This window comes from Neobacillus sp. PS3-12 (genome assembly GCF_030915385.1).
Classification (GTDB): domain Bacteria; phylum Bacillota; class Bacilli; order Bacillales; family Cytobacillaceae; genus JAEVLT01.
Genome location: NZ_CP133268.1, coordinates 2,050,422 through 2,076,546, shown reverse-complemented (window position 1 = coordinate 2,076,546; position 26,125 = coordinate 2,050,422). Strand labels below are relative to the sequence as shown.

21 protein-coding genes and 1 pseudogene are annotated in these 26,125 nt (G+C 39.1%); 15 read left to right on the top strand and 7 right to left on the bottom strand.

The window, feature by feature from the left end:
- Nucleotides 1–256: 256 nt before the first annotated feature.
- The 4 genes from RCG17_RS10565 to RCG17_RS10550 all read left to right on the top strand — a co-directional run bounded on the left by RCG17_RS10565 (nucleotide 257) and on the right by RCG17_RS10550 (nucleotide 3,405).
- Nucleotides 257–583, top strand: coding sequence for an IS66 family insertion sequence element accessory protein TnpA (locus RCG17_RS10565; RefSeq protein ID WP_308171378.1), 327 nt, complete (start codon nucleotides 257–259; stop codon nucleotides 581–583).
- On the top strand, nucleotides 577–933 hold the full coding sequence (gene tnpB, locus RCG17_RS10560; RefSeq protein WP_308171377.1) for an IS66 family insertion sequence element accessory protein TnpB: 357 nt from the start codon (nucleotides 577–579) through the stop codon (nucleotides 931–933). Before RCG17_RS10565 ends, tnpB begins: the two co-directional genes overlap by 7 nt.
- A gap of 113 nt (nucleotides 934–1,046) precedes the next feature.
- Complete coding sequence (locus RCG17_RS10555; RefSeq protein ID WP_308175808.1) at nucleotides 1,047–2,603, top strand: IS66 family transposase; 1,557 nt, start codon at nucleotides 1,047–1,049, stop codon at nucleotides 2,601–2,603.
- A 376-nt stretch (nucleotides 2,604–2,979) separates the two neighbouring features.
- Nucleotides 2,980–3,405, top strand: coding sequence for a hypothetical protein (locus RCG17_RS10550; protein WP_308175129.1), 426 nt, complete (start codon nucleotides 2,980–2,982; stop codon nucleotides 3,403–3,405).
- Nucleotides 3,406–3,576: 171 nt separating this feature from the next.
- On the opposite strand, the gene RCG17_RS10545 is transcribed toward RCG17_RS10550, so the two are convergent.
- A complete protein-coding gene (locus RCG17_RS10545; protein WP_308175128.1) occupies nucleotides 3,577–4,053 on the bottom strand; it encodes a metal-dependent hydrolase in 477 nt (158 codons plus the stop codon).
- A gap of 1,538 nt (nucleotides 4,054–5,591) precedes the next feature.
- Here RCG17_RS10545 and RCG17_RS10540 point away from each other — a divergent pair.
- The 3 genes from RCG17_RS10540 (at nucleotide 5,592) to mmsB (ending at nucleotide 9,740) form a co-directional block, all read left to right on the top strand.
- Nucleotides 5,592–6,803, top strand: a complete 1,212-nt coding sequence (locus RCG17_RS10540) for a substrate-binding domain-containing protein (RefSeq protein WP_308175127.1) — start codon at nucleotides 5,592–5,594, stop codon at nucleotides 6,801–6,803.
- A gap of 127 nt (nucleotides 6,804–6,930) precedes the next feature.
- Nucleotides 6,931–8,493, top strand: coding sequence for an ATP-binding cassette domain-containing protein (locus RCG17_RS10535; protein WP_308175126.1), 1,563 nt, complete (start codon nucleotides 6,931–6,933; stop codon nucleotides 8,491–8,493).
- The gene (mmsB, locus tag RCG17_RS10530; protein ID WP_308175125.1) at nucleotides 8,493–9,740 is read left to right on the top strand and encodes a multiple monosaccharide ABC transporter permease; all 1,248 of its coding nucleotides are present in this window, start codon (nucleotides 8,493–8,495) and stop codon (nucleotides 9,738–9,740) included. The genes RCG17_RS10535 and mmsB overlap by 1 nt, the downstream gene beginning before the upstream one ends.
- 450 nt (nucleotides 9,741–10,190) lie before the next feature.
- Here mmsB and RCG17_RS10525 read toward each other — a convergent pair whose 3' ends face one another.
- From RCG17_RS10525 to RCG17_RS10500, 6 genes and pseudogenes are all read right to left on the bottom strand, one after another.
- On the bottom strand, nucleotides 10,191–11,414 hold the full coding sequence (locus RCG17_RS10525; RefSeq protein WP_308175124.1) for an L-lactate MFS transporter: 1,224 nt from the start codon (nucleotides 11,412–11,414) through the stop codon (nucleotides 10,191–10,193).
- Between the two features lie 136 nt (nucleotides 11,415–11,550).
- Entirely contained in the window at nucleotides 11,551–12,315 is a 765-nt protein-coding gene (locus RCG17_RS10520) for a LytR/AlgR family response regulator transcription factor (protein WP_308175123.1), read from the bottom strand.
- Nucleotides 12,312–13,972, bottom strand: a pseudogene (locus RCG17_RS10515) (LytS/YhcK type 5TM receptor domain-containing protein). Before RCG17_RS10515 ends, RCG17_RS10520 begins: the two are co-directional and overlap by 4 nt.
- 316 nt (nucleotides 13,973–14,288) lie before the next feature.
- Nucleotides 14,289–14,612 (bottom strand): hypothetical protein, encoded by a 324-nt coding sequence (locus RCG17_RS10510; RefSeq protein ID WP_308175122.1) that lies wholly within the window; start codon nucleotides 14,610–14,612, stop codon nucleotides 14,289–14,291.
- Nucleotides 14,603–14,860 carry a hypothetical protein gene (locus RCG17_RS10505; protein WP_308175121.1) on the bottom strand — a complete coding sequence of 86 codons (258 nt, stop codon included), beginning with the start codon at nucleotides 14,858–14,860 and terminating at the stop codon, nucleotides 14,603–14,605. The genes RCG17_RS10510 and RCG17_RS10505 overlap by 10 nt, the downstream gene beginning before the upstream one ends.
- A gap of 360 nt (nucleotides 14,861–15,220) precedes the next feature.
- Nucleotides 15,221–15,541 (bottom strand): thioredoxin family protein, encoded by a 321-nt coding sequence (locus tag RCG17_RS10500; RefSeq protein WP_308175120.1) that lies wholly within the window; start codon nucleotides 15,539–15,541, stop codon nucleotides 15,221–15,223.
- Between the two features lie 122 nt (nucleotides 15,542–15,663).
- Here RCG17_RS10500 and RCG17_RS10495 point away from each other — a divergent pair, with 122 nt between their 5' ends.
- The 8 genes from RCG17_RS10495 (at nucleotide 15,664) to RCG17_RS10460 (ending at nucleotide 26,079) form a co-directional block, all read left to right on the top strand.
- Nucleotides 15,664–16,578 carry a LysR family transcriptional regulator gene (locus RCG17_RS10495; RefSeq protein ID WP_308175119.1) on the top strand — a complete coding sequence of 305 codons (915 nt, stop codon included), beginning with the start codon at nucleotides 15,664–15,666 and terminating at the stop codon, nucleotides 16,576–16,578.
- 559 nt (nucleotides 16,579–17,137) lie between these two features.
- The gene (locus RCG17_RS10490) at nucleotides 17,138–17,824 is read left to right on the top strand and encodes a response regulator transcription factor (RefSeq protein WP_308175118.1); all 687 of its coding nucleotides are present in this window, start codon (nucleotides 17,138–17,140) and stop codon (nucleotides 17,822–17,824) included.
- Nucleotides 17,799–19,871 carry a sensor histidine kinase gene (locus RCG17_RS10485; protein ID WP_308175117.1) on the top strand — a complete coding sequence of 691 codons (2,073 nt, stop codon included), beginning with the start codon at nucleotides 17,799–17,801 and terminating at the stop codon, nucleotides 19,869–19,871. The genes RCG17_RS10490 and RCG17_RS10485 overlap by 26 nt, the downstream gene beginning before the upstream one ends.
- Before the next feature lie 394 nt (nucleotides 19,872–20,265).
- The gene (locus RCG17_RS10480; RefSeq protein WP_308175116.1) at nucleotides 20,266–21,000 is read left to right on the top strand and encodes a FadR/GntR family transcriptional regulator; all 735 of its coding nucleotides are present in this window, start codon (nucleotides 20,266–20,268) and stop codon (nucleotides 20,998–21,000) included.
- Complete coding sequence (locus RCG17_RS10475; RefSeq protein ID WP_308175115.1) at nucleotides 20,997–21,998, top strand: dihydroxyacetone kinase subunit DhaK; 1,002 nt, start codon at nucleotides 20,997–20,999, stop codon at nucleotides 21,996–21,998. The genes RCG17_RS10480 and RCG17_RS10475 overlap by 4 nt, the downstream gene beginning before the upstream one ends.
- 24 nt (nucleotides 21,999–22,022) lie before the next feature.
- Entirely contained in the window at nucleotides 22,023–23,489 is a 1,467-nt protein-coding gene (locus RCG17_RS10470; protein ID WP_308175114.1) for a dihydrodipicolinate synthase family protein, read from the top strand.
- A 96-nt stretch (nucleotides 23,490–23,585) separates the two neighbouring features.
- Nucleotides 23,586–24,482 (top strand): dihydrodipicolinate synthase family protein, encoded by an 897-nt coding sequence (locus RCG17_RS10465; RefSeq protein ID WP_308175113.1) that lies wholly within the window; start codon nucleotides 23,586–23,588, stop codon nucleotides 24,480–24,482.
- Between the two features lie 163 nt (nucleotides 24,483–24,645).
- Nucleotides 24,646–26,079 (top strand): aldehyde dehydrogenase family protein, encoded by a 1,434-nt coding sequence (locus tag RCG17_RS10460; protein WP_308175112.1) that lies wholly within the window; start codon nucleotides 24,646–24,648, stop codon nucleotides 26,077–26,079.
- Nucleotides 26,080–26,125: the final 46 nt, after the last annotated feature.

Here is a 26,125-nt window from a genome sequence, read left to right as displayed (position 1 = left end):
AATCCAAACAATCTTTCATAGATACCTTCAATCCATTTACATAAAAAAATATCTAATTTGAATAAAACTTTCCAATTAATAATAAAAACTTTTCCTTTCACTTTCTATACAAACGTGTGCAATTTAAAAGGGCTATTCTATCAACTTTTTTTTATGAGGAAACTGTAACCTTGTAAGCGTCAAATAGCTCCCACCTATTAACAGAAGAACCTCTATGAGATAATCTCCTCAAATAATAATTTGGGGAGGTTTTTAATTGGATAAGTTAAATTTACGTAAGGAATGGGAGCTTCGAATTACTGATTTTAAAGCTAGTGGTCAAACCCAAACTAAGTGGTGTGCAGATCACGAACTAAATATCCACCAGTTTAGGTACTGGTTAAGAAAATTTAACCCATCTGAATTAAATAAAGCTAGGGTATCATCAAATTCAAACTGGCTATCAATTGATGATATTGATGATCAAACAGGAACTGGGAACTCCTTATCTGTAAAGGTGGCGGGAGTTACAATTGAAGTGAAGCCAGGTTATGACCCGATGCTTTTTCTTGATGTAGTAATGAAGCTGAAATCTTTATGTTAAATGAAGCAACTGTAGATCGAGTCTACCTCGCACGAGGTAGTACAGATTTACGGAAATCTATTGATGGATTGGCTGTTCTTGTTAAGGAAGAATTTGATTTAGATCCCTTTTCTTCAAGTCTATTTGTATTTTGTAATCGTGGGAGAGATAAATTGAAAATCCTTCATTGGGAACACAATGGTTTTTGGCTATATTATCGCCGACTGGAACGAGGAAAATTTCATTGGCCATCCGACAGTAGTACAGTTCCTTTGAAAATTAGCCCACGACAACTACGATGGCTTCTTGATGGATTATCATTAGATCAAAAACAAGCACACCCTGTAGTAACAGCAAGAACTGTTATTTAAATAATGAAAAATCGTAGAATTAGCCTGTTTTGTCGTATAATAAAATTATGAAAAAGTCAGCGAATTCAACTACCACAACCCCTACAATTGAAGATCTTCTACAACGCTTGGAAATGCTGGAGAAGCATAATGCAGAATTAGAGGCGAAGCTAAAAAAGCAGAACGAATTAGAGGCAAAAGTAAAATGGTTTGAAGAACAGTTTCGCCTTCTGCAGCAAAAAAGATTCAGCTTTTCCAGTGAAAAAACCAACCCCGATCAATTGGAACTTTTCAATGAAATTGAAAAAGAAGCAAATCCTGAATTGCCAGAACCTACTTTAGAATCTATCACCTATCAACGACGCCGTAAAAAACGCGGACATCGTGAAACGATGTTAGAAAACTTGCCTGTAGAGACGATTGAATATCGTTTATCCTCTAGTGAGCAAGTTTGTTCGTGTTGCGGTGGAAAATTACATGAGATGAGCACGCAAATGCGCCAAGAACTAAAATTCATTCCTGCGGAATTGAAAGTGGTTAAGCATGTTCAGTATATTTACTCTTGTCGTCATTGTGAGCGTGAAGAAATTGAAACGCCCATTGTCACAGCACCAATGCCTAAACCTGTCCAGTCTGGGAGTTTAGCATCTCCTTCTTTAATGGCTCATATTATGAACCAAAAATATGTAGATGGGTTGCCATTATATCGACAAGAACGGCAGTTTACCAGACTTGGAGTGATATTATCACGCCAAACCCTTGCCAACTGGATGATTCACGGAGCAAACCAATGGCTGATTTTGCTTTACGATCGTATGCATCAAATTCTTTTGGAAAATGATGTATTACATGCGGATGAAACAACCTTACAGGTGCTTCATGAACCTGAACGACCAGCCACATCAAAATCTTATCTCTGGCTTTACCGATCTGGAAAAGAAGGACCGCCAACCATCCTTTATGATTATCAGGAAACTAGATCCGGCAAAAACGCAGAGAAATTCCTATCAGGATTTAAAGGATATTTACAGGTAGACGGATACGCTGGGTACCATAAGGTACCTGATGTAAAACTTGTCGGTTGTTGGGCACATGCACGTCGTAAGTTCGATGAGGCATTAAAAGTATTGCCTTCTTCGAAGCGAATGACATCTGGGGCAGCAGCAAACGAAGGTCTCCATTACTGTAACCAACTATTTCGCATTGAGCGCAACCTAAAAGAGGTATCTCCTAAAGAACGTTATGAACAACGTATAGAACGCAGCAAGCCAGTCTTGAATGCTTTTTTGGCATGGCTAAAAATACAGGAGCAAAAAGTGTTACCAAAAAGTGCTTTAGGTCAGGCAATAACCTACTGTCTCAATCAATGGGATAAATTAGTGGTATTTCTCGAGGATGGGCGTTTAGAGATTGACAATAATCGCAGTGAACGCTCAATCAAGCCCTTTGTGATTGGAAGGAAAAACTGGCTATTCTCAAATACACCACGAGGTGCAAAGGCCAGTGCAATCATCTATAGTATCGTGGAGACAGCTAAGGAAAATGGTTTAAATCCATATTATTATCTTCGTTATCTGTTTGAGAAGTTACCCAACATTGATCTGACAGATAAAAATGACCTAGATAAAGTACTTCCTTGGTCAAAAACACTCCCAACCGTTTGTATAGATTTTAAAAACTTACCTAAATAATAACGCGATCCCCACCTGTCAACCAGGTGGGGATTATTTTACGCTTACGTAACCTTTAGCTCAATATTATATTAAGATAAATGGCTCTTGTTACATTATGCAGCGTATTGTAATGTTAAAATACTTCAACGTGACAATTTTATAATTTCTTGGTTTATGTAGTAATTCATCAGGAGGATTACATATGGAAAATTAAAATCAGAATTACATATTGTGTGGATTTGCAGCAACTTACGTAAATACTCCCTTAAGAAATTACAAAAAAAGATAAAATGTTTTATATATTAAACTACTTTTGCGTGAGGAAAAATAAATTGAAACAAGTAAAGGTTTTCTTGCGATTGATGAAAGTGTTTTTTAGGAAGGATAGAGAAAAATGCTTTATATTTGGGATATTGAGATGATAATTAAAAATACATTACAAGGGCTTAAACTAAATATAAATGTTGAATTCAGCGATAAACTCAAAGCACCGATGATTTATAACGTATCGACAAATACGATAAAGTTTAACTATATACAAATTAACGGATATAACGCAAAAATTAACTTTAAAATTAGAGAAACAGATGAAAACTTTGTTAAAATTATTCTTTATCATGTGCTCGGTTATTATTTAGAATTTAGGAAAAATACACGAGTTATGAAGACTCTTATTTATGGTAAAAAAGAAGAAAAGGAGCAGTTGTTAGCAGAAATCGAAGAGAATGCTTGGGAACTAGGCAGATCACTGGTCCCTGAATATCTATTAAAAGCATATGATCAAGTACGTGAAATGGATAAACTTCTGTTAAAAGTCTGAAAAGATTAAAGGGCCAGTTCTTTCGTTTCCTCACTAATAGTTACTTTGAAAAAAGCCTAATTTTTCAGCATTAAATTGAGAAATTAGGCTTTTTATATTGAAATTGTCTTAACGTTGTAAACTGCATTTCCTGACGCTATCCCTGCATAATATGTTAATCAGTGCCTTGATTTAAAAATAAATATGGTAACCTGCATAAAAAAGATATACGACTAAAACGGTGAAAAAACCTTGTTCAATCGCACCGCCGGTTCGAATTCCTCCAGGTATACCTATATTAATTTTTAATGGCCATAATAACTTAATTCCCTTTTTTGTGAGCATATCCAGGACCATGTGACTGAACATCCCCAGTAAGATACCCAATTCAATATCTTTAGGCCAGGATGTCTGCTGAAATAAGAAGAATGCTAACAATAAAAACAATAGACTATGAGTAAAGGAACGATGACCGAATACCGAGCTGATTATATTATCAATCAACGGTACCTTTCGGCCAATCGATGAACCGGTATGGTCGATATCCGGTATTAAAGCGCCAAGTACTAAACTACCAAAGAAAAGAGCTTCATGGCCAACGGCTCCTCCAAAGTTTAAATATAGGGCGCCAGCTGCTAAGCCCCCAACAATATGTGTTTTACCTTCCATGTTTCTCCCCTATACTTTTTAACGTTTTTTCAAATACTAAAATACAAGACTGAAGTCTTCCTTCATCAACCACATATGTCACCGAAGGATTTTTTCAGTTTCGTTATCTCAATCTTTTCATCCACAAATCCAACTAACTGATCAGCTACATTCACACATTATACAGAAACCAAAAAGAGAAGTAAGAGGAATTCGGACCAAATTCCCTAAATATGCTTAATTTATCTTTAATTCATCTAAACTGTTTATAAAATGTATGGTGAAAAAATAGAACAAGCCCTATCCGATTCTGTCTCAGATAGGGCTTGTTTCATTCAATATCTTTAAATGGAAGCATTGAACTATTGAAATTATCGTGCAAATTGTTCGTTTTTTTTCTGATTATTATTTTGATATTTCTTATTTAGAACGTCTATTCGTTTTTTGGATTGTATAAAACTAATGAAGCAAAGTAAGGACATTGGGGCGCAGTACCAAACAAAGATAGATCCTCCGTTAGAATAAAAAGGTACATATGCAGCGGAAACCCCGAATAATACGAATGATAATGCAATATAAATGCCAATGCAGAGATGATAAAAGCTATATTGAGAAAAGGTCGTTATTCCATTTTTTATCAAATCATTCAAATTTTTATCCGTTTGATAAAATAGAAACAAGGAAATGAGCAGTAAAAATGCATAGATGGGAAGGGAATACATAAAAAGGTTCACGCCTAATATGCAGAAGTAAAAGCTTAAACAGAAGACGACTCCTGGAAAAAAATAAGGGCATTAGAAACTTATAAACGTTATCACTCTTATCCAATTGTTTCACACCATTCCCCCTCGAGTTTTTTTAAAACCATGATTGTGCATCAATAGGTTTAATATATTCTAGTAATATTTTTAATTTACCTGCAGATTTATAAAAAAATTTCTGTTTTTCTGTTTAAATTATAAAATGCTCCTTGGGGGAATTTCATACTGTTAATCATAAGCTCTGGTAGGATCTCTTTACTGCCGATCCTTTCCAGAAACTTCGAAATGATGGTTTGGTAGTAATCTAGTGTGGATTCGGGTTCAATTCCTCTGTAAAATTTGCTACATAATCTAAATTTAAAGCGAGTAATATAGATTCATTATTCTTGTATAATAATATTTATGCGTACATCTAAAAAAGAAAAAATTATTTTTTTATTGACATGTACGTACATAAATACTACATTAATTGTAAGCGCTACTAATTTTTTAAAAAAAGGAGAATATAAAATATGGAGAAAATTAGGACAACTATAACTTCAGATTACCGAATTCAGCTCCTAAATATGTACGGATAAATATCAACCCGAATAAAAGCCAAGTTAGTAGATTCGTAGCCTTTATCAAGTAATTTTAAACCATAAGGAACATGTAACATAGATTGACAGAATACATTCACTTTGAGCGTATTCTGAAGTGTTATTATCTTTTTAAAACGTTTTCAAGATACATATCAATTTTAGAACGTATTTTTATTTCTCAAATATTAAAATTTAAATAAAAAAGGGGAAATTTAAAATGAATTATAAAAAGTTAGCAAATACGGCTCTTATAACTATTACTAGTGTTGCAGTGTTGGCAGCTTGTAGCAGTACTACTAACCGTGGTTCTTCAGCAGCAACAAGTACCTCGCTTAAAAAAGGTGATTTGGTTGGTATCTCAATGCCTACCAAAGCTGATCAGCGTTGGAACGTTGATGGTGCCAATTTGGTTAAGGATCTCAAAAAAGCAGGATTCAAGACTAAGCTCGAGTATGCAAATAACAGCCCATCACAGCAGTCAAATGATATCAACAATCTGGTTTCTGCTGGTGCAAAAGCGATTGTCGTTGCATCCGTTGATGGCACTGCTGTTGGTCCGGCTGTTGAGCAGGCAGAATCACAGGGTGACGTTGTCATTGCTTATGATCGCTTAGTTATGAATACCAAAGCCGTTAATTATTATGTGACTTTCAATCTTGAACGCACTGGAATCCTCGAGGCAAATACCATTATAGATAAGCTTGATTTAAAGGGTAACGGCGGTAAGACTACACCACTGAACATTGCACTTTTTGCTGGTTCAGATGATGATAACAATGCACCTTACTTCTTTAAGGGGGCTTGGGATTTGTTAAAGCCTTACTTCCAGTCAGGTCAATTGGTTGATCCATCAGGTCTTGTAACCAAAGACACTACAGATGCAGATTGGAAGAAGATTTCTGTTCACGCATGGGATCAAACCCAAGCACAAAAGCAAATGGATGCATTTATGACCAAGCTTGGAGATAAGCCACTTGCCGCTGTCCTTTCTCCATATGATGCAATCTCACTTGGTATTATGAAGTCAATCAAGAATGCACGTCCTGATATGACTCCATCTATTCCATTCTCTGCTTCAAACCAACAGAACAAATCTGCGTGGCCAGTCATCACCGGCCAAGATGGTATGGATATCGCTATCAGCAACATCACGTACGGTGCACAGGGACAGACTGTTTTCAAGAATGTTGCCCTACTCGCAGATCAGACAACGTCAATCTTGACTCAAATTGCTGACGGCAAGAAGCCGAAATCAACCGATGCTTCTATGAACAATGGTAAGACAGAAGTTCCAACTTGGCTGTTGAAGTCAGATGAATTAGTTAAGAACCCAACAGGTGAACAAAAAGGTTTACACTATGAAGTTGAGGTTGGATTCATCAGCGAAGCTCAATATCAGAAAGATATCGCTGCTCCTATTATTAAGTAGTAAATGGAAGATTCTATAGCGACTTTGCGAACAGGAGTAGCAAAGTCGCTATAAGATTAATAGTAGGTGTTTGTTTAAATCTTGAGATATTATCAGGCGAGGAGCAAACGCAAACGAGGTGTGTAATATGTCAAATTCCCAAATGATATTACAGATGCAAAACATCACTAAAACTTTCGGTCCTGTTAAAGCTCTTACAAATGTGAATTTGGAGATTGCTCGTGGTGAAATCCATGCAATTTGTGGTGAGAACGGTGCTGGAAAGTCGACATTGATGAATGTACTCTCAGGAGTGTATCCGAGTGGTTCATACTCGGGCACTATTTTATATGATGGTAAAGAATGCAACTTTAAAAAAATCAAGGATTCTGAAGAACTAGGTATTGTAGTGATTCAGCAGGAGTTGGCATTGAGCCCATTCCTTTCAATTGCTGAAAATATATATCTCGGTAATGAGCGCCAAAAGAATGGCGTGATTGATTGGGAAGCAACTCGCGCCGATGCCATTAAGGTGATGCAGCAAGTTGGTCTTCAAGAAAATCCTGACACTAAGATTATGGATATTGGTGTGGGTAAGCAGCAGCTCGTGGAAATTGCGAAAGCTTTATCGAAAGAAGTTAAACTTCTGTTACTCGATGAGCCCACCGCAGCTTTGAATGACGAAGATTCGTCTCATTTACTGCAAATCATTCGTGATTTGCGTGATAACCAAGGCGTTACTTCGGTTATTATTTCTCACAAGTTGAATGAAATTGCAGCCATTGCAAACAATGTGACGATTATTCGCGATGGTTCTACGGTTGGTTGGTTGACGAATTCAAAAGAGCATCCACTTGATCAGGATGAACTTATTCATAAAATGGTCGGTCGCGAACTTACCAATCTTTACCCCGACCATGTTTCCCATATGGGGGACGAAATCTTTCGTGTGGAAAATTGGACAGTCCATCATCCACTTGATCAGCAGCGTGTGATTGTCGATCATGCAAATATTAATGTGCGTGCAGGTGAGATTGTTGGACTTGCGGGACTCATGGGAGCTGGTCGCACAGAGATGGCGATGAGCATCTTTGGTCATACTTATGGTTCAGGTGTGTCTGGAAAAGTCTATGTGCATGGCAAAGAGACTGACACATCGACAGTCCAGAAGGCAATTGAAGCAGGCATTGCATACGCAACTGAAGATCGCAAGGGGTATGGTCTCAATCTCTTGCAGAATATTCGTGAAAATGCTTTGTTGGCATCCCTTACCAAGCACTCAAAGCATGGTGTCATGGATGATGGCATTGAGCGTATTGCCGTTGAAAAGTATCGCAAGGACTTCAATATCAAAACACCAAGCATTGAAGAACAGGTATCTAATCTTTCAGGTGGAAATCAACAAAAGGTCGTTTTAGCAAAATGGGTTATTTCTAATCCAGATATTTTGATCCTTGATGAGCCTACACGTGGTATCGATGTTGGTGCTAAATACGAAATTTACGAAATCATTGATCAACTTGCTGATGAAGGCAAGGCAGTCATTGTTATTTCATCTGAACTTCCTGAGCTTATTGGTATTTGTGATCGTATTTATACGGTCAGTCAGGGCGTCATCACGGACGACGTTCCGAAGACAAAATTTACTCAGGAGTACCTCATGAAGGGTATGACTCAAGAAAAGACTCATTTAAGGAAGGTAGGAGAATAATGAGTTCAGAATCTTTATCACATCAGAAAAAAGAAAATTTAACACATCAGAAAAATGAAAATATAAAAAAAGGGGCAGTGTTAGCAGCTTTTGCTTCAAATGCTCGCCAATACGGAATTGTTGGTGCACTCGTCGTCATTATTATCGTATTTGAAATTTTGACTGGAGGACTTTTACTCCAGCCGAATACCATTGTTCAATTAATTCAGCAGAATGCTTACGTCATCATCCTTGCAGTTGGTATGGTTATGGTCATCATTGCAACCCATATTGATTTGTCAGTTGGTTCCTTAGTAGGATTTATCGGTGGTTGCGTAGCTTTGCTTATGCAGGATGCACACCTTAATTGGTTCTTAGCAATTATTGTAGGTTTGCTTATTGGCCTTCTCGTGGGAGTGTGGCAAGGGTTCTGGGTTGCTTTTGTTGGAATTCCAGGTTTCATTACCACTTTAGCGGGTATGCTAATCTTCCGAGGTCTTGCAACCACGATGATTAATGCATCTATCCCAGTCAACAATACATCATTTAATGCCATTGCTGCAAACTATCTCCCCAATATTTTTGGGTGGTGGGGACCATTTGATGGTTTGAGTATTGTTGTTGGAATCCTTGCTATTGTCGCTTTTGCGTGGACTCAACTTCGTAAGCGTACCAAAGTATCTAAGGTGGGACTGGTTCCAGAGCCTATCACTGTAACCTACATCAAGATTGCTATTGCAACAGTAGTAATCGCTGCTCTTACATTTGAATTTGCATCTTCTGGGAATGCCACTCAAGGCGGTATCCCAATTATGTTGGTTATCGTTGGAGTTCTTGTTTTTACTTATAACTTTATTTTGACTCGTACGGTTTTTGGGCGTCGCATCTATGCAGTTGGTGGAAATCGTCGAGCAGCGCTTCTTTCGGGTATTAACACTCGTCGTGTCGATTTTTCACTCTTCATTCACATGGGACTTCTTTCAGCTGTTGCAGCTATTGCGATGCTCTCGCGTTTGAGTTCCGCATCAGCTGCAACTGGTAATTCTTTTGAACTCGATGCTATAGCGGCTTGCTTTGTTGGTGGCACAGCTGTTACAGGTGGTATTGGAACTGTACCAGGTGTTGTTGTTGGTGCAGTTGTAATGGGGGTTATTAACCAGGGACTGTCAATTATGGGTGTGGATTCCGCATTAATTCAAACCATTAAAGGTCTTGTGCTACTCCTAGCAGTTGCGGTAGACATTATGTCCAAGCGAAAAAAACGCTAATATATTAGCGAATGGGGCTTGATTTCCCCTGTAATGAAGAAATTTGGGGTTTGAAGAGGGAGAAGAATGAACGATAAAGCAAAATCGCGCTTATATGCCTTGACCTCTATTACGTGTTTCGCATGGCTAGTTCAAGCAATGCTTCAAGATAGACAAAAAGGTCAAATGTGGTCGTTGTATAGTCTCATTTTTTATGGGTGCATTATTATTGTAATTCTGTACACCGCATACTCTGCAGTGCAAATGTGGAAGATGAAAGAGAAACCTGTAAATAACGACGATAGAACGAATCAGGAATAGGAGAAGCCTCATTTAGATACGTTACGGTGAACCGTACCATAAGTAAATGAGGTCTATGCAAATAAAAGGTACCTCTATTTTTAGAGATACCTTTTTAGCACATTATCATTCTGATACAGTGAACTGTTTAACCGATCTTTGCTGCCGGAATCATGCGGCGCGAGTTTTTTCGAATCCTTTTTCTTTTCTCTGAACAGCTCCTTGGCCTGGTGCCTTGATAAACAGGGCAATAACCACTGAGATAATGCTCAACACTGCAATAAATGTGAAGGTTGGCGCGAAGCCGCCGAGTGCTGCGGCAATAAATGAACCGGACAATGCACCGATCCCAAACCCTTGATAAACAATTCCGTAGTTTTTACTTTGGTTTTTCAAGCCAAAGAAATCGGCCACAATGGCAGGGAAGATGGTGATATTTCCACCGAAACAGAAAGCAATTCCTGCAACACATGCGAAGAACAATCCATAATTCAGTTGTACAAAACTTAAAACTGATACAGCTGCTGCCGTAACTAACAAAGCCCCTGCTACCACTTTTAAACGGCCAACTTTATCGGATAATGCACCAAGGATAATTCGGCCGACAGTATTGAAAATCGCTACTAATGCTACGGCATTGGCGGCTGATGCCACATCCAATCCAGCTAAACGTACACCGATATCTTTTACAATTCCGATTAGGTATAAACCGCTCATACATGCAGTAAAGAACATGACAAACAATAAGTAAACCTCTTTTGTTTTGAGCATTTCTTTGACTGTGTAGTCTTTTGTCTGTATTCCTTGAACAGTCACGGCTTGATTTGTTACCTTAGCCTCGCGGACTAAGAATGAACCGCCCACAACCATAATCATTACGATGATACCCCAGTATAAAAATGTATGAGAAACGCCAACATGTTGAATCAGCGATCCATTGATGTATTTGAATAGTAAACTCCCTGTTCCGTACGCACCGACAGAGATTCCAGAAATAAGCCCTTTTTTCTCGGGAAACCACTTAATGATATTTGATAATGATGTAATGTAAGCAGTACCATCAGCAAAGCCCACTACAACACCAGCCATGATGTAAAGCATCCATAATGCTGAAACTTGTGAGCTGATGATTAATCCTGCTCCAAGGACGATACCAGCAGTTGCGATTAAACGGCGAATTCCCCACCTATCCTGGAGTTTGCCGGCAAACAGTGTTGAAATGGCTAAAGCAAAGCTTGTAATTGAAAAAGTGATTGCGACAGAGTTTAATTGCCAGCCAAAGTGATCAACCAATGGTTGGTTAAATAAGCTCCATGTATAAATAGTTCCTAAACCCATTTGAACAATAATAGTTCCCAGAACAATCAGCCAGCGATTACTTGTTTGTGAATTCATGTTAAATCTTCCCTTCTAACGTACGAGACCAATGCAGGTCTCTTGGTAGATTGTGTTTACAAGAAGATCATAACACTAAAAAAAAAGATGAAATCGTATCCAGAATCAAATGCTTAAAGAACGGAATGAACTGCAGTCAAAATCGCATAATTTGTCGAAACTCTTTTACCTTGCTGCGGCTTACGGGAATCTCGGCATTAAAGTCTTTAAGACGAATCATATATGTTTGGTTAAACCATGGGACGATTTCACTGATTTTGGATAAATTCACAGTAAAAGAGCGATGGCAGCGGAAAAAAAGGTTCTGTGGCAGAGTGGAATGGAATTCTGTTATGCTCATTGGCATGGTATATTCTTCTGGCAATGTATAGACCAGTGTTACCTTTTCACTCGCCATTGCGTAATAAATATCATTCACAGCTGTGACGATGATTTTATCATTTTTCCGCAAGTTAATTCGGGCATCCGTTCCCAGACCTGTGATGGTATCACTTCTTTGGAAAAACAATTCCTCTTTGCCATCCGTTTGATTTTGATCACGCAAAAAAGCAGCCTCGAGCTTATGCAACATGGCAGCAATCCGTTTTTCATCATAGGGCTTGAGGATATAATCAAAGGCTTCAAGTGCAAATGCCTGGGCTGCATGCTCTTTGTATGCTGTTGTAAAAATAATATAGGGTTTTTTTGCAAACTTACTTATATTACCTGCTAAGAGCATCCCATCAAGAGATGGAATGTTGATATCAAGAAAAATAGCATCTGTATCATTTTCTTGTAAAAATTTTAGGACATCTAATCCATCTTCAAAGCAATTCATTACTTGAATGCTGCTATGTGTTTCTATCAGATATTTTAATTCTTCTCGTGCGGGAAATTCGTCCTCAACAATGATTGCTTTCATTTTTTCTCCTTTACAATATCAAAATAAACTTCAGTACCCGGAGACAGCCTTTTGATGATCAGCCCTTTGCCATAAATCAATTTGACACGCTGATGTACATTATATAACCCGATTTTATTGGCAGGGACATTATCGTGGTACAAATTCTCTACCACCTCATCTGCGATTCCAGCTCCTGTATCCATTACGCTGACCCGGACTCTATCACCTAAATCCTTGACAGCAATTGTGACCGACCCAGGTCCTTTTGTTTTTAATATGCCATGAATAATGGCGTTTTCTACTAGCGGCTGAATCAAGAGACTAGGAACTTTAACATTTACTTCTTCAATATCATATTCCACCTGAAGCTTAGAGCCAAATCGCGCCTTTTCAATTTCCACATAATCGTGTACCTGTTGTAATTCGTCATGAATATCAATGAAATCATCACTTAGCTCCAGATTGTAGCGCATATAGCTTGATAAAGTAATGATCAGCTCGCGGGCTTTTTCTGGATTGCGCCGGGTTGTTGACGCTATCGCATTCAAGGCATTGAAAAGAAAATGTGGGTTAATTTTAGTTTGCAGCGCCTTAAGTTCTGCTTTGTTAGCAGCCTCCTTAATCTGCTCGACACGGGATATTTCCATGAGGGTGGAAATGATTTGCGACAAACCGATTGCCATCGTTTGCAAAGGATACGTCATTTTGTAGGCTTTGCGGTAATAAATTTTGAGCGATCCCGTGACTTCGCCCCGCTCCTCAAACGGCATGATCAAGAGTGACTGAATTTCCGGAGTTTGTTGATCAGCGACACGGTTTCGAATCATGATTTCACCACTGCGGATTGCTGTTTTTGTCAGATCGCTGATGATTTCTTGTCCAGTTTTATAACGTTCTTCGCCAAAGCCGACATAAGCAAGAACGTTTTCTGTATCAGTTATTGCCACGGCATCGGCATTTATTTCATCCTTGATAATCGTGCAAATCTTTTTCAATGATTCTGTATTAACCGACCGAAAATAAGGCAATGTTTTATTGGCAATGTCTAAGGCCAACTTTGCTTGTCTGGCAGCAATCATTTCTTTTTCATCTTCCACACTCATTACCAATAAAACAATCAAGCCGACATTGACTTCTCCTACAATCATTGGAAAACTGATTTTTGACACAATATCCAGGCCAAGTTTAAAAGGTTCTGCCGTGGCGAGAATCAATAGCATGGTAAGGGCTTCACAGCACATACCTGCGACAATCCCGTAAATCCAACGCTGTGATTTTTTTACTTTAATGTGAATAAACCCGGATGCTATCCCGGCAATAATACTTGTAATCAAGCATGGAACGGATGTAACTCCTCCAATATCAATGACATAACGATGGATACCTGAAACAATTCCAGTGATAATCCCTACCCAAGGCCCAAATAAGATTCCCCCGACATAACCGCAATAACTCTTACATTGACGAGAGCACCTTCTACTGGTATCCCGGAGTAGGTTCCAAAAATGGCAAATAAAGAAAAGATCAGAGTGATAACCATTCTTTCTGATAGGGAATGTTGTCCTTTATGGAGAGACTCCTTAAACTTGGGAACCCTTGTTAAAAAAAACAGGCAAATCAACAGCAGTGCTGCCCGTTCAAAAATATGGATGAGCATTTCTAATGATGGATTCATCTTACGTTCCTTTCCAAATGATCTATTTAGTATAGTACTATACTAAAACAAGAAAGCTTATGTTTCTATTTTAAGGTTATTGGGGGGGATACCTATATTAAGTTATGAGTGTCAGGCACACAAAAAACCATTTATGATATTTGTTATATGTAATCGTGTAATATGAATCCTGGTAAAAAATTCATTTCCGAGCACCTGCACAAACGTTTCATATTTATGCAGACTGAAAAATGGGAAAGGAGTCATTCATCCTTTCCCATTCTTGGATTTATAATTTTATGAATTGAGTACCAAAATAATTGCTATTTTGTGATTTTTATGAAACAACATCCTGGCTTTCCTTATTTACACCTTTATAAACCGAAATACCCAGCCAGATAAAACTAATTCCTGCCAGAGGTTGTGAAACGGCTTCCGCATACGGTATAAAGTTTAAAATGGGAACAAGGATCAGAAGAATGGCTGCCCACCGCGGAAGGATTCCTTTTATGGCAGTCATAATGCTAAATAAAAATATGCCTATGAAAAAGATATATAAAGAAATTTGCAGTCCAACATTTGCAAGGCCAGGGGGAGCGTTATTGGCAAGCTCTGGTGCCCGTTCTTGCAGAACAGGTACGACAAATGCACCTACCCACATAAATCCTGCAATAAAACTGTTCCGATTATTGAAATAACAAAAACAATAAATCCAAATACGCCAAATTCAGTCTGTTGGCGAAGATAAATCCCAAAGAGCCCGAAAACAAGGAGAACCGTTCCAACCAAGCTAACAAAAGAACCTAGTTCATTTGATGAAGTACTCTCCCAAATAGCCATCGAAAGAAAAAGAATCCCGGTAATCACAGAACATATCCCTAAAAACTTCATAAATGATGCCTTGTTCATAATGAATACACCTCTTTTTAGCGTATTTTTGGCCCTATACTTTCGTTTGCCTGGCAAATTCAGTACTAAATTCTGAATTCATCACATCCTTTATTTTCTGAATAAAAAAGAAAAAGGAGTTCAATAAAGTTTACGAAAAACAAATAAAAAAATGTCATATAGCATATTAAAAAAATGTAAAATCTTTCAGATACAAAAAAATAAGCTGGCCAAGACACTTTTTGTAAGAAGATATCTTGCCAGCTTATTTTTTTGTCTGGATTGCTTAAAGTATCCTATATAACAAATTTGCTGATTCTCTGCATTAATAGTGATAATTTCCCTTTAAGAATCGTTTCAACTGATTTTCGGGAGGCCCACTTATTCAATTATTCCAGAACTTTTAAGGGTTTCAATAAGCAGAGCCTTAGGTTGAAAACCAGTGATTCTTTTCACCAACTGGCCATCTTGAAATAGTAATAATGTTGGTAATCCCATTACCTGAAACTCACTGATAAACTCCGGATTTTCATCCGCATTTACTTTTACAATTTTTAAATCAAATTCTACATCAATTTCCTCCAAAACGGAACCAATCAACCTGCAAGGTGGACACCATGGGGCCCAGCAATCGACCAGAACAGACTGACTTGTTTGAATTTCCTTATATATTTGCTGTCCCTCGGCTTGTAATAAACTCATAATTTTCTTCACCTTTCCCTTTGTCTTTTTTATGTAGTATATGATGGGTTATACTATAAGTAAAATTAATACTTTGAATAATATATATAAGTTAAAACTAATATTTAAAACTGAGGTGCTCCATGACCCTATTTCAATTAGAGGTTTTCTTAAAGGTAGTGGAAACAAAAAGCTTTACCAAAGCTGGTGAACAAATTGGTCTCTCGCAATCCGCTGTCAGTCAAGCTGTGGCATCGCTGGAATCAGAATTAAATGTAAAATTATTGAACCGAAGCAGAAATGGGATTACCTTAACCAAAGTCGGCGAACGCATCACGGGTCTGATTCGGGAGTTAATTGCGATTAAAACCAAGATTATCAATGAAGCGACTGGAATTACGGAACTTGAATCAGGAACAATCAGAATCGGAAGTATATCAGGTATGTCGGCAAAATTATTGCCGGGAATGATCAGTTCTTTTAAGAAACGGTTTCCAGGGGTAGAAGTGGTTCTCTATGAAGGAAATGTGGAAGAGATAAAAAATTGGCTTAAATTATCCGTAGTGGATGTTGTAGTGGTTACTGAGGAAAAGCGGGAATTTGAATTTATCCCTTTGCTCCAGGATAAAATGGTCGTTTTTGTCCCGGAAAACCATCCAATGAGCCATCAATCATCGATTCAGGTAAAGGATATCGCAGGTGATCCCTTCATCATGCCAAAGGAATGCAATCATGTTATTCGGTCAATTTTTAAGGAACAAGGGCTCTCTCCGAATGTTCAATTTGAAGTCAGTGACATTGCCACTATTATCGCAATGGTTCAGGAAGGGGTAGGAAATACAATACTCCCGGAGCTTTCCATACCTTCAGTCTTATCCAGAGTCAAGGCTTCTTATTTAAGCCCGCAAGTATACCAGAATTTAGGCCTGGAGGTGCGACCTACAGAGTTCACGAATCCTGCCCTAAATGCATTGATTCACGAGGCGCAGGAATTCACAAAGAATTTTTCAATCAAATTATTTAAAAGCTACCAATCTGTTATTGTGAGAAAAAGATAGAGATTATCCGTCAGTCAATAGTATAGGTTGTAAACTGGTCCTGTTAAAACTGAATGTTAATTTTACGGTGTTTGAAAAATAAAAGGAAAAATTCCGCTTAAATTGGGAAATAACCATATTTCCTAAAGAATAGGGGGAGTTTTTCCGTTTATTTGATCCAAAGCTTTGGATTTTGTCTTATTTAGAAAGGTTAATCGGAATTCCTCCGCTTATATCTGCTTCTTAAGCCTCCCTATTATACATTAGTCGGAATTCTACACCTATGAATACTTATACAAAGTACTAGTAAAGTATAAGGTTAATTAAATGATTTAAATATATAAGCAGCCTTTGTGGCTGTTTTTTTGTGCTAAATTCAAGAATTCGTAAAGCTGCACTAAATCTTAAGAATTTCTTAAGAAATCTATCCGTAAATTCGTAAGATCTATCCTTTACTATTAACCTCATAAGAAATAAAAATGAAACGTGGTGAAAAGAGCCAGGGTGTTGGGTATCATTGAAGCATGAATGAATAATAAAAAGTAGATCGGATATCCAATACATAGTAGGAGTGACCTTAATGAACATATTGGTTTGTGATGATGAGAAGGAAATTGTTGATGCAATCGGAATTTACTTAGAAAATGAAGGCTATTCTATTTTCAAAGCTGCAAACGGAATTGAGGCAGTTGAAATAATTGAAAGTCAGGAAATTCATCTAGTGATCATGGATATTATGATGCCGAAGATGGATGGAATAAAAGCGACGATGAAAATTAGAGAAGAGAAGAACATTCCAGTGATCATGCTGTCTGCCAAATCGGAGGATTATGACAAAATATTAGGATTAAACATAGGCGCAGATGATTACATTACCAAGCCCTTTAATCCCTTGGAACTGGTCGCAAGAGTGAAGTCACAGCTGAGAAGATATACAACATTGGGGAGTCTTGAAACCAAGAACCATGTCTATCAGACGGGGGGACTAGTGATCGATGATGAAAGCAAGACCATCACGGTCGATGGGGAGGATGTACACCTGACCCCCGTACAATATAAAATTTTAAGACTTTTGACCGTTAACGCCGGCAGAGTGTTCTCCATAGAGGACATCTATGAGAAGGTATGGAATGAGGCGGCCTTTAGTCCGGAAAATACCGTTTCTGTTCATATAAGAAAAATCAGAGAGAAAATAGAAATCAATCCGAAAGAGCCAAAATATTTAAAGGTGGTATGGGGAATTGGATACAAGGTCGAAAAAATTTAGCCATTCTTTGGCAACAAAATTAATCGTTTTTTTCATTATGATTGTCCTTCTTTCAAGCGCCGTAAAAGCATTGGCGGATCTGATTACCGTGAAGGATGGGGATGTAAAGATTGTCTTTGAGGATGACTACTTTCACAGTATGTCCTTTGTGAGAGAAAGTGACCAGCTAGTAGGCAATCTTACTAGTCTGATGGGAACATATAAGAGTGAAGAAAATATTTTAAATGGCAATACAATCAGTGCGGATGAATTAAGAAACGAAGAAGAGAGCTTATATTCAGATTATAGGAATTCCCCAGGTTTTAACCCCAAATTAACGGACGAGGCAAACCGTGAAAAGTTTAATGTGGAATATGCTGATGAGATTGCAAAGGTAAAGGAAAGGCTGATTAATAGGGATTTGAGAGAATATCATTTGCTATTGCAAAATATAAAAGATGTAAAAAATCCATTGTATTATGCGAGTGACGGTTCAACTGTTTATACAAACAGTACAAAGACAGACAAAAATCAATTTAAAACCTATCCAGTCTACATGATTTTTGATGGATATAAACAAGAAATTTATCCAAAGGAAATAGAAGCGAATAAAAATTTGAGCCTGATAACCGAGCAAAAAAATGAATTGGATCCGAAAAGCCAGGCCGTTTATATTGCTTTCACGGATAAATTTTTAAATTCCAAAGTGAAAGAGTGGCAGGAAAATAAAGCACAGGCCACCAAAAATTTATATCGATCACTGGGATTTTTCGCTGGATTTATTCTTCTTTTTCTCTATTTGGTAATTGTGAGTGGCAGGAAGTCATTTAAGGATGAAAAAGTGCACATGCATCCAGTCGATAAATTGTTTGTTGATGTAAACATTGTGATTTGCATAGGACTTTTTGGGCTTTGGATTTCGATTATGGGTTTTTTAGTGCGTTCCCATCTTATCTCTGATTGGGTGTATCAAATCACCATTCCTGCTTCTGCGGTTGTTTTGGTGCTGATTCTATCACTGGTTAGGCATTTTAAGAATAGAACTTTATTTAAGCATAGCTTGCTTTATCTAATCATTCATGGAATAGCGGGTTTTGTCAGAAATGTCTATGAAAGCGGAAGTGTTGGGGTCAAGACTATCCTCATCGTGATTGGCTATCCGCTGCTAATTCTTGCAACATTTTTTATGTTTCCCATCACCATAGGGATAGCCGCATGGTTTTCTTTTAAAAAAATCCAGTCATTTAACGCCATAAAAGACGGTGTTGAGAGGATCAAGAATGGAGAACTTCACCACAACATCGAGGTGGCAGGAGAGGGAGAGTTTGCAAAACTGGCATCGAATATTAACAGCATTACTGATGGACTGGAAAAAGCAGTGGACAGCAAACTGCAAAGTGAGCGGTTAAAGACAGAACTGATTACAAATGTATCACATGATATCCGAACGCCATTAACTTCCATTATTACTTATGTTGATTTGTTAAAAAGAGAAAAGGATCCAGCAAAGATGGAAGAATATATCGAAGTGCTCGATCAGAAGTCGAATAGGCTAAAAATGCTGACCGATGATTTGTTTGACGCAGCAAAAGCTTCCAGCGGGAATATCCCAGTCCAACTTGAGCAAATCGATATTGGATCATTGATCACACAAGGACTTGGGGAAGTAAGTGAAAAGATTGAAGAAATGGAATTAGATTTTAGATTTAATGTTCCTAAGGAAAAGACATATATTATGGCCGATGGAAAATTACTGTGGCGCTCCATTGAAAATGTCTTATCCAATATTTTTAAATATGCCCTTAAAGGGTCAAGAGTCTATGTAAATATAGAAGATTTAGGGAACGAAGTCCTTCTTACTTTCAAGAATATCTCAGCTTATGAGTTGAATATTCCAGCAGACGAGTTAATGGAGCGTTTTAAAAGAGGCGATGAATCCAGAGCAAGTCAAGGTAGCGGATTAGGTCTGTCCATTGCCAAAAGCCTGATTGACTTACAAAAGGGGAAATTTATGATTGAGATTGATGGGGATTTGTTTAAATCTATGATCTATATGCCTAAACCCTAGTTAAATGGGGTGTATAAAAATGAAAGCTACGGTTAGAAAAATAGAACTTACAATGCTAGTATTCATTTTTTAGTATTGAGTGTCAGGCACTACGAAAAGACATTTACACATATTTGTCTTTTACGGTACCTGGCACTTTTTTTGCTAATTTTATTTAACTCTGTAGGTGAATTTAATGTCCTTCTTAGGGCAATCAGGGGGGATCAAGCAGTTTTGATAAATGTATAAGTCGGTGGTCCGACCAAGAAAGGCATTACTTCGTGGGTAATATTTGATAAATTAAAAAAATATTGTTTTTTTTAGCAAATATTTATTTACTTTTCTTAAAATTGAGAGTTAAAATAGAGATAACTTAATTGGTGGTCCGACCAAATAGAAGAAATGGGTGGAATAGATGGCTGAGGACAAAGAGTCGGTTGTACTAAATACAGTGGAAGATATTAAAGAATTTATAAAAAAGTGTGAATCAAATATTAATCGCAAACTTCCTACCGAAAGAGATTTTGCGGCTATGTTAAACGTAAGCCGTTCGACGGTTCGTGAAGCACTAAAAATTCTTGAAGCTTCCGGGATTATTGAAATCAAACCGACAAAAGGATCTTATATTGTTCAACAAGAAGATTATAATGCTTCCACCTTAATGCATTGGTTCACGTCGTATGAACCTGAAATTCTTCATTTGGTCGAAGCTCGGTTAAGTCTGGAACCAATGGCAGCATTTTTGGCCGCGGAGCGGGCGACGGATGAGCATATTAAAAAACTGGAAGAAGCCCATGAAGATTTTATCAAGTTTATTTTGCAAAATGACCCTGTGAAAATCACACTTGGTGACGAAAAGTTTCATAAGCTGATTTTTGTAGCGGCGCAAAATCCGCTGATTGAGAATTTACACTCCTTTATTGACTCAATGCTGATCAGTTATCGGCGCAAAGTTTTTTCGATTCCGAAAGAGGCTATGAAAGCTGTGAGTCAGCATGATGAGATTCTTCGGCATATAAGGGAACACAACAGTGAAGCGGCCAGAGAGAACATGATTCAACATTTAACTATTTCCAAACGGGGCCTGCTTGAGACAGTTGAACTGGAAAAGAAAAATAACACTTCTGTTGAAAAGGAGACATTACGGTGAAGAAAATTTTAAACAATCCAAATGACTTTGTTGACGAATCATTGCATGGGATTGTCCTCGCCCACGCAGACCAGTTAAAAATGGTAAATGAAGACCTGCGCTTGCTGGTTCGTAAAGATGCGCCGATTCAGGGAAAGGTTGCCATCGCCACGGGCGGTGGGTATGGCCACTTGCCTGTCTTTCTTGGCTATGTCGGTGAAGGCCTAGCGGATGGGGTATGTGTCGGGAACGTTTTTAGTTCTCCAAGCTCCGATGCAATGTTAGCGGTTACAAAGGCGATTGACGCTGGAAAAGGGGTTCTTTTCCTGTACGGTAACTACTTTGGCGACAAAATGAATTTTGACCTTGCTCAGGAAGTGGCTGAAGAGTCGGGAATTCAAGTGGAGACCGTCCGAGTTACGGATGATGTTGCCTCACAGCCGCATGAAAACCGTAAAAAACGCCGCGGTGTCGCTGGAATTTTTTACGCTTATAAAATTGCTGGTGCAGCTGCAAATGAAGGGAAAGGTCTCCAGGAAGTCAAGCAGGCAGCTGAAAAGGTAGTTGAAAATGTCGGGACGATCGGTGTTGGTTTTACGCCAACGACGATTCCAGCGTCAGGGAAGCCTACTTTTATGATACCGAACGATGAAATTGAAATTGGGATTGGCATTCACGGTGAACCCGGGATTGAGCGGACTCCGGTCAAATCGGCAAAGGAACTTGTTGTTGACCTGGTCAACCATTTAATGGGGGATTTGAATATTCAGCCAAATGATGAAATCTCCGTACTGGTAAACGGGATGGGCGCCACCCCGCTTAAAGAACTGTATGTTGCTTATCGTGAGGTATATAACTGTTTACTAGAAAAAGAGATTCGTATTTATAAACCGTATGTTGGAAATTATGGAACTTCCTTAGACGCATCTGGGTTTTCAATCAGCTTTTTAAAACTTGATGAAGAATTAAAAGGATACCTTGATGCACCTGTGCGTACGCCATTTTTTCAGCAAGGTTAACCAAACTTGAAAGGAGGTGAAAACATGTTTGTAGAACTGAAACCGTTATTTGACATGGCAAAGGATCTGAAAGAGGAGTTTAATCGTCTTGATGGAGTGCAGGGAGATGGCGACCTTGGGGTAACCGTTGAGCTGATTGCGGCTGCACTTGAAGAAGCCACAGCTGAAGCTGTTACCTTAAAGGAGCTGTTTGCCAAAGGTGGTGAGAAGGTCCGTAAAAAGGCACTGTCAACAATGGGAATTCTCGTTTCCTTTGCATTAAGTGCTGCCGGACGCTCTCTCACAGATGATGCCGCTGCGACATCGGAAACGCTCAGCTTAATCCAAGATGTGATGATCAGGGAATTGAAAAAGCGCGGTGAAGCCGAAGTCGGTGACAGAACAATTTTAGATGCCTTTGTTCCAGCCACTGAAGCCTTTCAGGCTGCAGTTACGGATGGCGGAACAACATTTGAAGCATTAAAAGAAGCAACACTTGCTGCACAAGCCGGCGCCGAAGCAACAAGAAATCTGGTTCCCAAAACGGGACGAGCTAGCTGGACAGGGACTCGCGGCCTGGGTGAGGTGGATGGCGGAGCATGGTTATGCTATAACGTCTATCAAAAATTTTTTGAATCTTATAATTTTTCAAACAAAGGAAGAAGGGAAAGTATGGTGAAGGGAAATATCGAAGGCATTATTGCCACTATGATTACGCCATTTAAAGAAAACGAGGATGTTGATATAGAAGCATTTATTAAAGAGATTCATTATTTGCTTGAAACTGGTGTGGATGGAATCTCTGTCGGCGGTTCCACCGGCGAAGGAGCAGTTTTAACGGATGATGAATTGGAGCTTCTGTGCGGGATTGCTGTCAAGGAAGTAAACGGACGAGTGCCGATTGTAGGTGGAATTATCCGCAACTCAACAAGACAGGTCATCAAAGTAGCACAACAACTTGAGGCAATTGGTGTAAGCGCTCTTATGATTACACCTGTTCACTACCATGTCAACTATCCTGGCGATGAAGGGAATTTTGAATTTTATCAGCGGATTTCAGATACAGTAAACCTGCCAATCATTATATACAACGTTGTCCCTGCCAACTCGATCAGCCCTGCTTTGCTTAAGCGTCTTGCCGAAATCCCAAATGTATACGGAATCAAACAAAGCGGCGGGGATATGCATGCCCTAGCAGCGATGGTGCACGAATCAGGCGAAAAAATCAAAGTGATGAGTGCTGTTGACAACCTGCTCTATTCTACATATGAGCTTGGGGCGAAAGGTTCAATTGTCGCATTATCTGCGATTGCTCCTGAACTATTAGTTCAGCAATGGCATGCCTATTTGGATGGCGATTCCAAAACTGCTTTGGCCATCCATAACAAGCTTATGTATATTTTTAAATCAGTCCAAGGAGCAAACTTCCCATCAAAAATTAAGGAAGCGATTCGCTTGCAAGGTAGACCAGCGAATTCCAAGAAGCCCGCTGCAAAAGGTTACCGAAAGTGAAAGCGACACCATTAAACAAGCTTTAATTGATGCAGGACTTGTAGAAGCAGCAGCTGCAACAAAATAAAAATCTACTAGAAGAGGCGGTATAGAAAAATGAAACTTGATGTTCGCGGTATTATTCCTCCAATGGTAACACCTTTCACACATGATACAGAGGAGATTGATGTTAAGGCCATTTATGAAGAGGTAGAGTATTTAATCCAGGCAGGTGTAACTGGAATTTGTGTCGGCGGCAGCACTGGTGAAGGAGCAGGCTTATCCGAGCAGGAAGTTTATACGCTTAACAAAGCAGTCGTCGATCAGGCAAAAGACCGTGTTCCCGTTATTGGCGGAGTGATTGCCGACTCAACAGCTGAAGCAATCCGTAAATCATTGGCTGCCAAAGAAGCAGGGGTTTCTTCCTTACAAGTAACACCACCGCACTATTTATGGACTCCTACTACGGAAGGTTTGGTAAAACACTTCGGTGCAATTGGTGAAAAAGCACAACTTCCTATCTTGATTTACAACGTCGTTCCTTGGGTTGATATCAATGTCCATGCAATGAAACAAATCATTGATCATGTTCCGTGGATGGCAGGTGTAAAACAAAGTGGCGGAGATATGCATAAGATTGCCGACATGCTGTATGTCCTGAAAGAAGACGTTACGATTATCACCGGAATTGATGACCTGCTGTATCCTGCATTCGCACTTGGTGTTGATGGTGCCATTACCTGCATGCTTGCTGTTGTTCCAGAGTTATGCATTGAGTTATGGAACAAAGTTCAGGCCGGAGATCATCAGGGAGCTTTAGCAATTCATAACCGCTTACTTCCATTGTGGAGAGAAATTGAAGGTCCAAATATGCCATACCTTGCAAAAATAGCAATTGAGCTAATGGGCCGTAAAGTTGGACCAGCAAGAAGCCCGATTTTGGGACCATCCGAAGAGAAAAAAGCTTTAATTCAGCAGAGATTGGTTGAGGCTGGCATTACTGTAACTGTGTAAAAAAAAACGTTTTTGTCAGAAGCCGATCTGAACAAAAACGCTAAAGAAAAATAAATTTATCATTTAAATTTTATCATATTACCATTTTGATTGCATGATTATTTTCACGGCGAGGAATTTTGTTCCTTGCCGTGTTAAAGAGAATTCACAGGGAGGTTTAAACATGGACTCGCGAAATTTGATTAACGGCGAATGGGTGATTCCCGAAGGGACAACAAAAGATGTTTGGAATCCGGCTAACATGACTGGTAAGGTGGGCACCCTCCATTGTTCAGGTCCCGATCATGTCAAGCATGCGGTAGATGCTGCACGTTTGGCCTTCAAGGATTGGAGCCGGCGCACCGGTGTCGGACGGGCAGACTTTTTATATAAAATATCATCGCTGCTGGAGACACATCGTAAAGAGTTGGCAAAACTTTCCAGTAGTGAAGTGGGAAAACCTCTCCATGAAATGTTGGGCGAGGTTACACGCGGAATAAATATATTAAGGTATTATGCCGGAGAAGGAATGAGGGAAATCGGTGATGTGATCCCTGCATCTCAAAAAAACGTCCTGCAGTACAGCAAACGCGTTCCTCTGGGGGTAGTTGGCGTGATTACGCCATGGAATTTTCCAGTTGCGATTCCTATTTGGAAAATTGCTCCGGCACTAATCTGTGGAAATACTATTGTTTGGAAACCAGCTGAAAATGCTTCTCTTACAGCAACACGACTGGTGGAAATTTTTGTGGAGGCAGGGCTGCCTGCAGGGGTCGTAAACCTCGTTATTGGAAAGGGAAGTGTCATCGGTAATACCCTTTTGGAGGAAGAAGGCGTCAAAGCAGTCAGTTTTACTGGATCTACCTCAACGGGCCAGTGGATCGCCTCCGCTTGTGCGAAACGAAATATTAAGTTCCAAACGGAAATGGGCGGAAAGAATGTTGCTGTGATTTTGGCTGATGCCGATTTGTCAAAAACAATTCCGGCAATTGTATCGGGAGCGTATAGTTCTGCAGGGCAAAAATGCACGGCAACAAGTAGAATTATCGTCGAAGATGCAATATATGAAGATGTTAAGCGGGAATTAAGCCGAGCGGTTTCAACCCTAAAAACTGGGGATCCATTTGATTCTGCCAACTACCTGGGCCCGGTTGCTTCTCGTAAACAATTTGAAACCGTTTCCAAATATGTTGAGATGGCCAGGCAAGGTGCAATAGTTGCCGAAGGAACGATTACAGCAAATCCGAATCAGGGGTATTTTATTGCACCGCTGCTTGCCGAAGGGTTTGGTGTTGATCACCCGTTGATTCAGGAAGAAGTTTTTGGCCCGGTTGCTGCTTTAATTCGTGTACATTCCTTTGAGGAAGCTGTGGAAGCATGCAACAATACAATCTTTGGTCTGACTGCATCTATTTTTACGAGCAATTTACAAAATGGTCTTCGCTTTTTGGATGAAGCAGAGGCCGGAATGGTTAGGGTTAACTTAGAAACTGCCGGTGTGGAATACCAGGCGCCTTTCGGAGGAATGAAAATGTCCAGCTCCCATACGCGTGAACAGGGAACAGCAGCACTTCAATTTTACACCCAAGTTAAAACCTGTGCGATCAGCTATGAATAGTTCGAAGGGTTAGAAAATAACGCCAGTTTTTATAATAAAAATAAGG